We start from the raw sequence: 13,771 nt of genomic DNA on the forward strand, positions 1-13,771 counted from the left end.
CTGAGTAATCTACCCAAGTAAAAACAAGTTTTTAAACAAATCTGTTCCCAGATTCGTACGTATCGTGCAAATGTTTATCAAATGCGAGTAAAACATGGGCACGAGTTATGACACCCACTAATCTGCCATCTTCATCACATACAGGATAAAGTTTGGGTTTGTCGTTCGACATTCTATCGGCAACCTGCAAAATACTGTCTTCTGGACTCACACATACTGGCTGAGTGTTCATAACATCTGACACTATGCTGTGAGACTCGTTTTGATAAGTTGCCTCTAGCATTTTTTTGATACAGTCTTGCTCTGATAAAAAACCAATGACCTTATGATTGTCATCTAACACAGGTCCACCGGACTGACCACTTTGTAAAAGCTTCTCAACCGCCATTTCGATCCGCATATTTGAATTAAACGTTACTGGTCTGTGATTAAAATAATCTGCTACTTTAACTGATTGCATTGTTTATTCCCCCAAATAAAATGCCAGCTACCAATATAATAGTAGCTGGCACTGAAAAATTTGCCTAAGAATCAACAATTGAACAAGGTTATTTAAAAATACCTACATAGGTTGCAGAGCGGTTAGATTTACTCGCTCGGTACATCCCCTTAGTATTAAACGGCATACTGATGTTTCCCTCTTTATCTACGATGATCACCCCGCCTGTCCCCCCATCTCTATACATGGGACCAAAAATAACATCTTGTCCTGCTTGCGCTATTGTTTTGTTTTGATAGGCAACCCGAGCACAAATGTCTGCCGCTACGTTATATCGAATAAAATACTCCCCATGCCCTGTCGCTGACACAGCGCAGGAGTTATTATCGGCAAACGTGCCTGCACCAATGATAGGCGAATCTCCTACTCGTCCAAAACGCTTTGCTGTCATACCGCCTGTGGAGGTTCCAGCAGCTAAATTCCCATTCTTATCGAGTGCAACAGCGCCAACCGTCCCCATTTTATACTGTTCTGGAAGTGTTTGATGCAAGGCTTGGTAATCTTTAGTTCCACTTTCCTTTTGTTTTAGTTTTTCTTTTGCTCGCAATAAAGCCTCATGGCGGTGTGATGTATTAAAATAAGAGGCGGGAACGACCTCAAGCCCTTGCTGCTTAGCAAACGTTTCTGCACCTTTGCCACTGAGCATGACATGCACTGAATTATCCATCACCTCTCTTGCTAAGTTTATGGGGTTTTTAATATGCATCACACCAGAAACTGCGCCAGCTTGACGATTTTTACCATCCATGATGGATGCATCAAGTTCATGATGGCCGTCATAAGTATATACAGCCCCCTTGCCTGCATTGAAAAATGGAGAGTCCTCTAAAATATTAATAGCAATGGTGATCGCATCTAGGCTATCTCCACCTTTCTCTAATACTTTATACCCTGCTTCAACAGCTTCTTTAAGCTTTAAACGATAAGCTTTCTCTTGCTCAGGTGTAAAACGACTTTTTTCAATCGTACCTGCCCCACCATGGATAGCGATTGCAAAATTTTGCGTTTCCTGTGCAGACAATTGAAGGGCTGTGGCCATTGCGATTATGGCTGAGAACGTTTTTAACATGCGCATCCTGAGTTCCTTATAATTATTGGTGCATTTTAAGCACGATAAACACAAGAACACATATCTGCAACATTATGCGTCAAAAGTTGTTAGGGGCTGAATTAAGCGGATAAATTCCAAAACAAAAAAAGCACCCTGAGGTGCTTTTTTCTTAGAAGCTAAAAGTGAATTAAGCTTCTTGAGACTGTGCTTTTAAACGCGCTAGACGAGCAACTTGATGAGTTGAAGTCAAGAAAGCAAAGATAGGCGCTAAATAGCCACGCTTACGAAGATCTAAGAAATCTTCGTCGCTTAGCTCGTTTAACTTGCGCTCATCTACAAGGTAAATGCCGTTGATGTCTTTTTTCTCACCAGCGATTTCAACTGTTAGTGTCTGTTGAACTAAAAGTTCTTTGTCAGCAAGGTACTTTGTGAACACTTCAGTTACGCGAGCAAACTCAACATAGTTTACTAGTGCTTCTTTGCGTGCTTGTAGGTACTCAGTTTCTTTACCATCAGCAAATAATGCATTACCCGTCTCTTCACTTACTAGTGGGCTTGCTTCATCGATTACAATACCAAACTGATCTTCTTCAGGGTGCTTAACCAGACCAAACGGGTAGCGAGCAGCTGCTAAAGGAGCAAAACCTGACTGCCACACGCCGTCTTTTACGTAAAGGTTTTCGCCTGGTTCAAGACCGAAAAGTGCAACCGCTTGGAACTGACCTGATTCAGTATTTTTAACAAACGCCATTGGAAACTCTGTTGCTACACGAGCAAACTCATGTGCAACAACTGGGATTAGGTGCTGTGATTTAAGAAAATCAACGTTGATGCCGTTTTGTACTTTAAGGTTAGCATGCTTCTCGTTGTGTAAAGGCTGCACTTGTTGCTCCGCCATAATACTACTCCATTCAAATTCGTAATTATTACTTTTAGTGGCTCTAAGGCTAAAGGTTTTAGAAACAAAAGAAAAGAGCATTAAAGCTTTAATTTTGATTTATTAACAAAAAATTTCTACTGATTGTTTTGCACCGTAAAGCATCAACTACATCCATAAACAACCAAGCTTAAAAAACACGCAAACCCCGTTTGATTTTCGGCCAGATATGCACGTTAAAAGCACATGATGAACACTTTAGAGAATCGATGAAAATACTTAAAAATACATAAAGCTTTATGCCTGACAAAGTTTTGTGTAACTACTTAATCTCAGGTCTTTGCCTTTCCATAAAAGGAGCTACTCCACACTATGAGTTAGATACTCTAAATCATAGTGTGAAGTGACTACAAACAAGCTAACTATTCAAAACGTGATAGTCCGCTGGATCAGTTTAACTATACACATAAACTGATGGAATACATCGACTTTTCTAAAACAAAGAGTCTTTACACAAAATGGGCTTTAGGCGGGTCACGTCATTGAGTCAATTTATAGACATTGAGCGATAAACATTTAACCTTATCTCCCCTTAATAGGCGTAATATAAGCACCTATTAAGGTAAGAACTTTACTGCTTAGCCAAACCAAATTGGTGAATTTTATCAAGTAGGGCTTTATTATTGAGAGCAAGTTCGCGTGCCTGCTTCTGCTGGTATTGTATTGTCTTCACAATATCTGACACCCTTTTAGCCTCATAAGAAGTAATCAGGTTTGATTCAATGTTAGTTGGATATGACATGCCGTAAAGCACATAAAGATAATTATCTATATCAAACACATCAAATTTACCACCAAAATCATAATGTGTCGGTACTTTATGAAGCCAGAGCTGAAGCTTGTCTTTTAATGAGTCAGGAATTGAGTCAAGGCTTCTATTATCAAGCCAAAACGCGCTGTCTTCCCTATCAGAAATACAATAATGCAACTTAATAAAATCAATGACTTTATTCCACATATTAGTCACCGTCTCATTAAAATGAGTAGATACTGTATTAAATGCGATTTTATTAGTCGGTAGTGTGTCCGCCAACATTTTTGCAGTTACATCAAAAACGAGCAAACCAGTTGCTTCCAAAGGTTCAACAAACCCCTGTGACAGCCCAAGCGCAACACAATTTTTGCTCCAGGCCTTACTTCTATACCCTACATTCATATCAATTGATCTGACATTCAATTTATCTAAGTCAGTACCAATGTAATTTTCTAACTCTACGTAGGCTTGCTCTTGCGTGGTATGGTGAGATGAATAAACATGGCCTATACCTTTACGGGTATACAAACCAATATCCCATATCCAACCAGCTGATTGTGCCGTAGAGCGGGTATATGAAGGAATATGCTCATTTTCACTATATGGCACTTGCACCGCAAGCGCTTTATCAGCAAACAGTACATCCCCTTTTGGAATGAAAGGCACTTGCAGAGCTTCACCGAGTAACAAAGACTTGAATCCCGTACAGTCAATGTATAAGTCTGCTTCTTCTATGCCAGTATCTGTTACTAAATGTCCAATTTCTCCATCATCACGTATGACAACTTCTTCTAAATCACTGTATTGATGAATAACACCTAATTGACTTACCGCATGGCGTTTAAGTAATTCAGAAAATGCACCTGCATCTAAATGATATGCGTAACTTGCAGCGCCATCATATTGCGGTTGAGTGATCAACTTTGGTGATAAATTATGATTGCAAAGAGTCGATTGGAAGCCAACAAAATCAGCAAAACTTGTATCTGAGTGCTCATTTAGCCACGATGTTACTAAACCTAGCTCTGAGCTAAAAAAATCGAATGGGTGATAATATTGATGCATGTTGCCGTTATTAGGCGCCATCCAATTCTCAAAAGATATGCCTTGCTTAAACGCGACATTACACTCTTTGATAAATTCGCCTTCATCAATCCCAAAGTACTCGAGCGTTTGTCTCATCATTGGGACAGTGCCTTCACCTACTCCAATCGTTGGAATATTAGCAGACTCAATTAACTTAACTTCGGTGCCCGAACCAAAGAAGCGCTTGCCTAAATGGTTTGCAGCCAACCAACCGGCCGTGCCGCCACCAACAATAACAATTTTTTTAATCATAACAAATACCAAAAAAGGAGCCGAAGCTCCTTAATTTCTAGATTACGAGTTATTAGTAGCGTACTGAAACACCTAGGCTGTAACGTGTAGCCTGCTCGTATTCATAAAGAGGGAAACCGTCGCTGAAACCATTATTCGCTTCAATATATGCGTTATTTCCGTATTGCTCTGCTGATTCACCAGTTAAGTTCACAACATCAAACTTAATATCGATGTTATCGTTAACGTGGTAAACCGTGCTCAAATCAACTGAACCAAAACCTTCATGCAAGCGGTTACCGTAACCACCTGTTTCACGAATCATATAACTGCTACGGTAGTTGTATGAAAGACGAGCGTAGAACAAGTCATTTTCATAATAACCAGTTACGTTATAAGCGTATTTTGAGCTGTCGCTTAATTCGATGTTACCATCAGTGAATACGCGAGTTACTTCACCGTTACCATTAGTAAACTCAGTAGTATCAGCTTCACCTTTAGTGTACGTGTAGTTAACCATTGAACCGAAGCCATTACCAAAGTCTTGCTGGTACTGGAATTCGATACCTTGTACTTTACCACCTGGGCCATTGAAGTTTTCTTCAATTGTCCAACCGTTAACAGCTTCTCTGTCTGGTAATGTTGGCAAGCCAAGTCTAGTAATGTCATCAGCAGTTGCGTCACGACGGTTAATAACAATAAAGTTATCTACATCTTTAACGAAAGCAGTTAACGCTAATAGTGAGCTTGAATTGAAGTACCATTCAATACCAACTTCAGCTTGGTTTGCAGTGAACGGAACTAGACCAGGGTTACCTAATGCAACTCTTTGGTCATCGTTTTGCTCATTGTTAACACCAGATAGTGACGGGTTAAAGTACATGTCATTATACTGTGGACGCGTCATTACTTTAGAAGCAGCTACACGTAAAATTTTGTCATCAGCAAGGTCATATGCAAAGTTGAAGCTTGGTAAAACTTCGCTGTAATCAGCCGCTTCAACAGTGCGTTGATTGGCTAATCCTTCTTTGTAATAAATAGATGATGCATCAGTTTGAGCGTAACGAATACCAAAGTTACCACGGTAGTTTTCACCGCTGTACTTAGCCATTACATAAACTGAAGTATTTTCTTCTTCAATGTGGCTGTAAGCGCCAAAGTCTTCTGTTCTGCCTTGAATACTAGATTTTGCCCAGCTTTTCATTGCATCGATATCATAACGACGGATCTGAAGGTCATCAGCACCTACATCGAATGTACCGTGATCTGTACCGTCTAGTACGTATACTGGGTTAAAACAACCTGTCGTTACGTCATCTGAACATAGGTTTTGATTAAACTCAAAACGACGACTAGTTGCTTCGTGCTCAGCGTATCTGAAACCAACTTTAACTGAGTTGATGAAGTCATGATCAAGCATATATTCAAAGTCTGCTTGAATGAACTGCTCTTCATCCGTCTTTGGTGTTGCATTGAAGTTACTGCCAGTACCCATTGCAAATGCACCGTGCGGTGTTGCATCAGTTACACCTGGAGTATAAGTAGCTAGGTCGAAGCCTTCAGGCAGGTTCCACTTGTGGTGACCTGAAGTGAAGTCATATGTACCCGCAGAAATATCAGCATTTGAATTCGGGTTCATAACCATTTCGAAATCTGTACCACCAGAAGACGTTGTTTCACCGAAAACAAGCTCTAGCTTGTAGTTATCGCCAGCGTACTCTACTTTGAAATCAAGGTAATCTGAGTTCATCGTCGCTTCACGAGGACGCATTTGTGAAAATGCAACGTTCATTGCACCAGCTACTGGTACGCCTGGAGTCGCTTCTGAACCATTGCCATGGATATATGCAGTCGTTGCGTCATCAGCACCACGAGTTAACCACATTGCATAGTTTGTGTTGTTAGCTTCCATCTTCATATCAATGTAGTTAACAACAAAACTTAGAGAATCAGTTGGAGCATATTCGATTGCAGTAGTGAAAGCACTACGCTCACGCTCTTGCTCAAAACCTACAGGACCACTACCCCATGCCCAAAATGCCTCGTTACCTTGGCGCTGAAGTTGACGAGTTTGCTGTACTGCTGAGAATAAGAAACCTAGGTTCTCATTGTCATTTTTCCAGCTGTACATACCTGAGAACTGTGGATCCGTTTCACCTGAGTCATCAGAGTGAGAAAACTCAAGTGAACCATAAATAGTGTTTGCATCTAGCTCAAGTGGTGTACGTGTATTAACGATAACAGTACCACCTACGCCGCCTTCAATGATGTCAGCTTGTGACGACTTATAAACTTCTAGACCGCCTACTAATTCAGATGGCAATAACGTGTAGTTGAATGAACGCTTAGCCGGCTCTAATACGAACCAACCAGTTGAAGCTACGTTTTGACCATTTAGAGTTGTCTTAGTGAAGTCAGCACCTGCACCACGGATAGAAACAGCATCACCTTCACCAAATTGACCTTGGATTGTGATACCAGGTACACGTTTTAGAGACTCTGCAATGTTTTTGTCTGGAAATTTACCGATATCTTCTGCTGTGATTGCATCTACAACACCATCTGCAAAACGCTTGGTATTAAGAGACGCTTCTAATGAGCGACGAATACCACGTACTTCAATTACTTCTACGTCTTCTTTGACTTGAGTACCGCTATCAGCAACTGCCACACCAGATACACCTGCGGTAAACGCAAGACCAATGTTTGCAGCTAGTAAACTTTTCTTAAAATTATTAGCTAACACAGGATTCCCCTTGAATCATTTTGTTGGTTTTTAAATCACTTCTGCCCAGTGATGATGACAACGCTGTCATCTAATAACAAACCATACACCCAAAATTACATAATCGCTACATGTTTTTTAAACAAAAACTTTAAAAATTTTCACTTAAATTTCTAAGTCTTTGAAAAACATAAAATTATATAAGCTTTGGATATACTTTGTTACAAACGCGTTCTAATATAGCATACTAGATGCATAAATCTGTAGTTAATACGGTGAATGATACAACTTTTTTGTATCTAAATAAGTGACTGCATAAATCTAATGCAATAATTGGAGAGTTCATCAAAATAATAGCCTGGGCAGAAGCTGTTCAAGGTGATAACAATTCTCAATGACAACGCTGTCATTTTAGATGATTTTATGGTGTATGTCCAGTAAAAGCGAAAAGGACTCACCCTTGCAGGACAAAAAACAAATACTCATGGATCAGGTTGAAAATTAAGAAATTAATTTCAATTACTTAAAAATTGATTTCATTATTTGCAATAAAAAAAATTTCAGAGACAAAAATTATTTTTTATTCGATATAACAAATACGAATAAAGTATGTATTTAGTGCGTTTCCATGTTTGAACATATCGAGTTACCAAATAAGCAGCTCACTCATAGTAACTACTTTTGATATTTTCCCAAACTTAGTTAATCGGTTCGAGTATGCAAATTTATTAAGCCACTCGGCATGAATAAAAATTCAGAACAATAAATAATGTAAGGATGCTTTTCTAACACTAATATTTTTCATAGCACTTTAAGCGTGCGCGGTAAAATTTTAGAAGAGTGAAAATTCAATATATAGACAGGAACTGAGAAAAAGCGCGCTTTACACGCGCTTTTGCAAAAGAAAGGGTTTAAGGGCACCAAAAAACACTCAGTTTTAAATTTGGTAGTCCTAATACAGCTCTCAACGGTATATCCAATTCAGAACCAGCTTGTTTTGCTTCTTCGTAAACAGCACGTTTTGCATCGCCACTAATAAGCAAAATTGCATGTTGCGTATTCGCTATACCAGCTAAAGTTAAACTGATACGTTCGGTAATACTGCCTGTGACTTCGCTTTCTATAGCGTTAATTGCACATACCAATTGATCTGTTTCAAGAGCTGACTCTAAACCTTCTGCATTGGGAAACAAAGAAGCGGTATGCCCGTCGGGGCCCATACCTAAAATAGTTACATCAAATGGCTGTTTCAATGCTTGATAGCGTTCTTCCACTTCCGCTTGGCCATCAACAGCTGTAGTTTGGCTATTTTTCATTGTCACAAATGACGCTTTTGAAGCCTTATCTTGCAGTAATGTCGAGTTAATGAATGCTTCATTAGACTTTTCATGGCTCGGCTCAACCCAGCGTTCATCAACCATCGCTACCGTAATTTTGCTCCAATCTAAATCCAAGCCAGATAAGCGCTTATAAGCTGGGGCGGGAGATGAACCGCCAGACACCAGAATACTTGCAGCGGCGTCAGTTTCGATGGCTTGGCTTAATGTATTTTCTAAGATAGAAGCCAAGTGCTCGGTCATTTCATCTTTAGAATCGAAAAACTTTTCCGTTAATATTGCCATTAGTTATTCTCTCCAACATTAAACCAGGCATGGCCTTTTTCTTCTAATAATTCATCCGCTGATTCTGGGCCCCAAGATCCTGCTCTGTATAAAGCCGGCGCGCCTTTTTCTTGCCATCTTGCGATAATAGGGTCAATCCATTTCCAAGCTTGCCTTACTTCGTCACGATGGATGAATAGTGAAGGATTATTTGCAGCTGCATCTAACATCAGACGCTTGTACGCATCTGAATGGAACCCATTTGAATACTTTTCACTCAACTCAATATTTAATGTGACAGGTTCTAGTTGCATCTCTAAGTTATCTAGTCTTTTTGACATCAACGTAAGCTGGATGCTCTCTTCTGGCTGAAGTCTAATGATCAAGCGGTTAGGCAAGATTGGACCGACAGTATCATCATACACATTGTGAGAGACCGGCTTATACTCAACCACGATTTCCGCACAACGTTGCTTCATACGTTTACCGGTTCTTAAATAGAAAGGTACGCCAGACCAGCGCCAGTTATCAATATGTGCTCGAATAGAAACAAACGTCTCGGTTGTGCTTGACCCCTCTCCTAGCTCTTCTAAATAACCAGGAACTAAAGTACCATTCAAATCACCAGGAACATATTGACCTCTAACAACGTTTTTATCAACAAGCTCATCTGTCAGCGGTCTCAGCGCTTCTAACACCTTTAACTTTTCATTTCGAATTCGATTGGCATTCAGTTTGTGAGGAGATTCCATTGCAACTAAACAAAGCAGCTGAAGTAAATGGTTTTGAACCATATCCCTTAAAGCACCCGCTTTGTCATAAAAGCCAGCTCGGCTCTCTAAACCAACGGTCTCTGAAATACTAATCTGAATGTTATCAATCGTTTTTGCATCCCATAGATTTTCAAATAACACATTAGAAAATCTCAATGCCATTAAGTTTTGAACCGTCTCTTTACCTAGGTAATGATCAATACGGAATATTTGATCTTCTTCAAAATATTCAGCTATTTTCGAATTAATTTCCTCAGCAGACTCTCCGCAGTAACCGATAGGCTTTTCAACAACAACGCGTGAATTTTCACTGATTAGAGACTTTTTAGATAACAGTTCACAGCAGGTGCCATAAACAGCGGGAGGAAGAGAAAGGTAAAAAACGCGAGATTTATTATTGTCGTCTTGTTCCAAAATGTCTCGAAGTAGGTCCCAATTATCATCAGCTTCTGTGACATTGACTACAACTGGCACTAAAAATTGGGAAAAAGCATTCCAGTCAGCTTGATTGTATTCGCCTTTACCTAAATGTTCTTGAAGCGCCTTGCCTGCATTTTCAACGTATTCATTTTTTTTACTTTCTTCTCGAACAGTCGGTAGGATTCGACTACCTTCGGGCAGGTTGCCTTCTTGATATGCACGATACATAGCAGGCAACAATTTTCTCAACGCTAAATCGCCGCCCCCACCAAAAATTACGATATCAAAAGGATTAAGCATAATTATTTCTCACTAGGTTAGGTGCGCGGTCATTACTCAATGGAGAACACGCGCTAAAATCAAAACCGTTTGGTGTTTTAGGTAAACATGCCAAACACAACTTCACTTATAGGTTTGAATTCGTTCTCAGACCACATGATCACTTTGGTTGTAGAAGGAAATACCAAGCAATGCATTATATTTTTATTTAAACAGTCTCAAAAATGAGTCTTAGGGGCTCTGTAATTCCTCTCACAAAAATACAGGCCCTAAGTACTCCAGCGCTACCCGTTCAAAGGTATTCTTTACTATCGCAACTTGAAGCTACGATTTACTTATTTCTTTTTTGCTTATAGTAAGCGATTAAGCCAGATGTAGAACTATCATGCTCATGACTAACATCTGCTTGCGTTAATTCTGTTTCTATGTTGCTCGCCAAGCCTTTACCAAGCTCCACACCCCATTGGTCGAATGAGCAGACATTCAAAATAATACCCTGACAGAAAATTTTGTGCTCATACAGTGCAATCAACCTGCCCACAGCTTTGGCGTCAACTTTGTCTAAGATAATTGACGTTGTTGGGCGGTTACCTTGGTGGATTTTATGTGCGACCAATTGCTCAATTTCACTTTCAGATTTGCCTTTTGCAGTGAGATCAGCACGAACTTGTTCTTCATTTACGCCTGCCATTAATGCTTCTGTTTGCGCAAAGAAGTTGGATAGCAATACATCATGATGCTGTCCAAGCTCTATTTGAGGTTCTACAGACGCAATAAAATCAGCTGGCACAATCACATTGCCTTGGTGTAAGCACTGATAAAAAGCATGTTGACCATTAATACCAGTCATACCCCAAATAATTGGCACGGTTGTATAAGGTACAGTTTGTCCTGCAAATGTTACATGTTTACCATTACTTTCCATTTCACCTTGTTGAAGGTATGCAGGTAACATATGAAGTGCTTGATCGTACGGCAATATAGCTTGGGAAGTATGTCCCAAAAAACTAGAGTTCCAGACACTTAATAGTGCCATAAGTAAAGGAATGTTATCTTCAAACTCAGCCGTTTTAAAATGCGTATCAACTTCAAAAGCACCTTCAAGCACCTCAACAAAAGCATCGTAGCCTAGATATAACGCGATTGGCAGGCCTATTGCACTCCAAAGAGAAAAGCGACCGCCTACCCAATCCCACATAGTAAACACGTTTTCATCGGCGATACCAAACGCACGAGTTTTCTCAAGGTTTGTACTCACAGCAACAAAATGCTTTGCAATAGCACTGTCATTCTCTGCACTTTGTAAAAACCAACTGACCGCTGATTGCGCATTATTCATTGTTTCAGATGTAGTGAAAGTCTTCGAGGAGATAACAAACAATGTCGTCTCTGCATTGACCTTATCTAAAACCTGAGCCAGTTGCACACCATCGACATTCGAGACATAGTGTACGTTTAAGTTGCCGTCACTATAAGCACTTAGTGCCTCCGTGACCATTTGCGGGCCTAAGTTTGAGCCACCTACACCGATAGCCACAATATCTTTTACAGCTTGGCCAGTGAAACCAGTCCACTCACCCTTACGAACACGTTCAGTAAAAGCTTTAATTTTTTCAAGCTCAGCCTCTACCTGCGCTGTTACATTTACCCCATCTACATAAATTGGGGACATTTCACGGTTTCTCAGTGCAACATGTAAGACAGCTCTGTCTTCTGTGATATTTATTTTCTCTCCAGAAAACATTTTCTCACGCCACGCAGCAATATCTGTTTCTTTAGCTAGTTTGACTAGCTGCTCAAATGTGTTGTCGTCGATTAATTGCTTTGAAAAATCAAACAGTACGCCAGGTATTTGGCGAGAAAATTTATCGAAACGCCCGCTATCAGTCTCAAAAAGAGTCTTTAAATGCTTTTCTTTTAGTTGTTCTGATGATGCTGATAATGCTTGCCAACTTGGTAATGTTGTACGGCAATTCATAATTTTTCCCCTAGCGATGATAGTGTGCAAACTCATAAAATACACACATAAACATATTCGAGCGTTAACCATAAGTTAAAATGACAACGCTGTCAAACTGCATGTTCCTCATTTTACTTTGCATATAATAACTGATTTTTTAATTTTTGACACCGGTATCATTAAATAAATTAAAGTTATTCAGTTATTGTTAAAATGTTCGCGTGTTTAAATTTGATCATTTCATGAAAAGCTGAAATATACTATATTGCCCTTTAGCGCATGCTTGCTAGTGCTTATTAGCACTAAAAGTCAGCAAATTGAGAGCCTGTGTTAACTAATGACTCAAATTTTGGCCAAGAATTAAGCCTATACCCTATAGAAGAAAAAAAATGAAAGTAACCATCAACGACGTCGCAAAGCATGCTGGCGTATCAATGAAAACTGTATCAAGGGTTATTAATAAAGAACCCTCTGTAAGAAAAAAAACTTACGATTTGGTGATGCAAGCTGTCAAAGAACTTGATTATCAGCCAAATACTGCCGCTCGTAATTTGGCGGGTACTTCTTCATTTGCAATAGGCTTGGTTTATGATAATCCAAATGCTTATTATGTTATAGACATGCAAAATGGTGTTTTATCTCGGTGCAAAGACGAAGGCTATGAACTTGTAATTCATCCATGTTGTGCACAAGATCCTGATATGCATAAAGAGATTGCCACCATGATTCAACGTTCTCGATTAGCTGGGTTAGTATTAACACCTCCACTTTCTGAGCAACAAGACATCATTAATATGCTTGATGAGTTAGGCGTTGCCTATGTTAGGCTACTCTCTGGGCAAAATGAGGCTGCTCCAAATGATCCCGACGATGCACCAGAAATTAAAAACAACAACTGTATTTACGTTGATGACTATGCAGCAGCTTATGAAATCACTGTGCATCTTATTAATTTGGGTCATAAAACAATTGCATTCGCATGCGGAGATGCGGAACATAAATCAACAACAGAGCGTCTAGCAGGCTATCAACAAGCACTCAAAGATCACGACCTTTCTATTAATAATGAGCTCATTTATGAGGGAACCTACTCTTTTGAGTCTGGAGTAAAAGGTGCTAAAGCTTTATTGAAAGACAACAATGCGGCCAAAATCACTGCCATATTAGGCGGAAACGATGAAATCGCGGCAGGTGCATTATTTGCTTCTAGACTGATGAACATCGCTATTCCAGAACAGCTATCTATTTCTGGGTTTGAGGACTCACCCTTCTCGAGACAAACATGGCCTAAATTGACCACTGCACACCAAGCAAATAGTGTTATTTCGGAGCATGCAGCAAGGTTACTTTTCTCCAAAACGCGTGGCAGCAGAAAACAAGATAAAGACATCATCACGACTTTCACTCCAACGATTGTAGTTCGTGAAAGTACAGGGCCGGCACCGGTTTAATAAA

Annotated in this window: 9 protein-coding genes; 1 reads left to right on the forward strand and 8 read right to left on the reverse strand. The window is 39.8% G+C overall.

The annotated features are described in order from the left end of the window. Window positions 1-31 precede the first annotated feature (31 nt). The 8 genes from JF50_RS08880 to pgi all read right to left on the reverse strand — a co-directional run bounded on the left by JF50_RS08880 (window position 32) and on the right by pgi (window position 12,334). On the reverse strand, window positions 32-460 hold the full coding sequence (locus JF50_RS08880) for a CBS domain-containing protein (protein WP_039609095.1): 429 nt from the start codon (window positions 458-460) through the stop codon (window positions 32-34). 88 nt (window positions 461-548) lie between these two features. Next, window positions 549-1,538 carry an isoaspartyl peptidase/L-asparaginase family protein gene (locus tag JF50_RS08885; RefSeq protein ID WP_235423417.1) on the reverse strand — a complete coding sequence of 330 codons (990 nt, stop codon included), beginning with the start codon at window positions 1,536-1,538 and terminating at the stop codon, window positions 549-551. A 199-nt stretch (window positions 1,539-1,737) separates the two neighbouring features. Then, window positions 1,738-2,448, reverse strand: coding sequence for a SapC family protein (locus tag JF50_RS08890; RefSeq protein WP_039609097.1), 711 nt, complete (start codon window positions 2,446-2,448; stop codon window positions 1,738-1,740). A 610-nt stretch (window positions 2,449-3,058) separates the two neighbouring features. Continuing rightward, window positions 3,059-4,579, reverse strand: coding sequence for a tryptophan halogenase family protein (locus JF50_RS08895; protein ID WP_039609098.1), 1,521 nt, complete (start codon window positions 4,577-4,579; stop codon window positions 3,059-3,061). A gap of 52 nt (window positions 4,580-4,631) precedes the next feature. Continuing rightward, window positions 4,632-7,304: a TonB-dependent receptor gene (locus tag JF50_RS08900; RefSeq protein WP_039609099.1), complete on the reverse strand. Its 2,673-nt coding sequence runs from the start codon at window positions 7,302-7,304 to the stop codon at window positions 4,632-4,634. A gap of 890 nt (window positions 7,305-8,194) precedes the next feature. Continuing rightward, window positions 8,195-8,905 (reverse strand): 6-phosphogluconolactonase, encoded by a 711-nt coding sequence (gene pgl, locus JF50_RS08905; protein WP_039609100.1) that lies wholly within the window; start codon window positions 8,903-8,905, stop codon window positions 8,195-8,197. Continuing rightward, window positions 8,905-10,377, reverse strand: a complete 1,473-nt coding sequence (gene zwf, locus JF50_RS08910) for a glucose-6-phosphate dehydrogenase (RefSeq protein ID WP_039609101.1) — start codon at window positions 10,375-10,377, stop codon at window positions 8,905-8,907. The genes pgl and zwf overlap by 1 nt, the downstream gene beginning before the upstream one ends. Before the next feature lie 310 nt (window positions 10,378-10,687). Further along, a complete protein-coding gene (gene pgi / locus JF50_RS08915; RefSeq protein WP_039609102.1) occupies window positions 10,688-12,334 on the reverse strand; it encodes a glucose-6-phosphate isomerase in 1,647 nt (548 codons plus the stop codon). A gap of 371 nt (window positions 12,335-12,705) precedes the next feature. Here pgi and JF50_RS08920 point away from each other — a divergent pair, with 371 nt between their 5' ends. Beyond that, entirely contained in the window at window positions 12,706-13,767 is a 1,062-nt protein-coding gene (locus JF50_RS08920) for a LacI family DNA-binding transcriptional regulator (RefSeq protein WP_039609103.1), read from the forward strand. Window positions 13,768-13,771: the final 4 nt, after the last annotated feature.

Origin of the sequence: Pseudoalteromonas luteoviolacea (assembly GCF_000814765.1) — a bacterium.
In the GTDB taxonomy this organism is placed as follows: Bacteria; Pseudomonadota; Gammaproteobacteria; order Enterobacterales; family Alteromonadaceae; genus Pseudoalteromonas; species Pseudoalteromonas luteoviolacea_H.

What these genes read in the sequence shown, in the direction of transcription:
- JF50_RS08890 (WP_039609097.1), bottom strand. Translation starts at nt 2,448, where the DNA reads ATGGCGGAGCAACAAGTGCAGCCTTTACACAACGAGAAGCATGCTAAC.
- zwf (WP_039609101.1), bottom strand. Translation starts at nt 10,377, where the DNA reads ATGCTTAATCCTTTTGATATCGTAATTTTTGGTGGGGGCGGCGATTTA.
- pgi (WP_039609102.1), bottom strand. Translation starts at nt 12,334, where the DNA reads ATGAATTGCCGTACAACATTACCAAGTTGGCAAGCATTATCAGCATCA.
- JF50_RS08895 (WP_039609098.1), bottom strand. Translation starts at nt 4,579, where the DNA reads ATGATTAAAAAAATTGTTATTGTTGGTGGCGGCACGGCCGGTTGGTTG.
- pgl (WP_039609100.1), bottom strand. Translation starts at nt 8,905, where the DNA reads ATGGCAATATTAACGGAAAAGTTTTTCGATTCTAAAGATGAAATGACC.
- JF50_RS08885 (WP_235423417.1), bottom strand. Translation starts at nt 1,538, where the DNA reads ATGGCCACAGCCCTTCAATTGTCTGCACAGGAAACGCAAAATTTTGCA.
- JF50_RS08920 (WP_039609103.1), top strand. Translation starts at nt 12,706, where the DNA reads ATGAAAGTAACCATCAACGACGTCGCAAAGCATGCTGGCGTATCAATG.
- JF50_RS08880 (WP_039609095.1), bottom strand. Translation starts at nt 460, where the DNA reads ATGCAATCAGTTAAAGTAGCAGATTATTTTAATCACAGACCAGTAACG.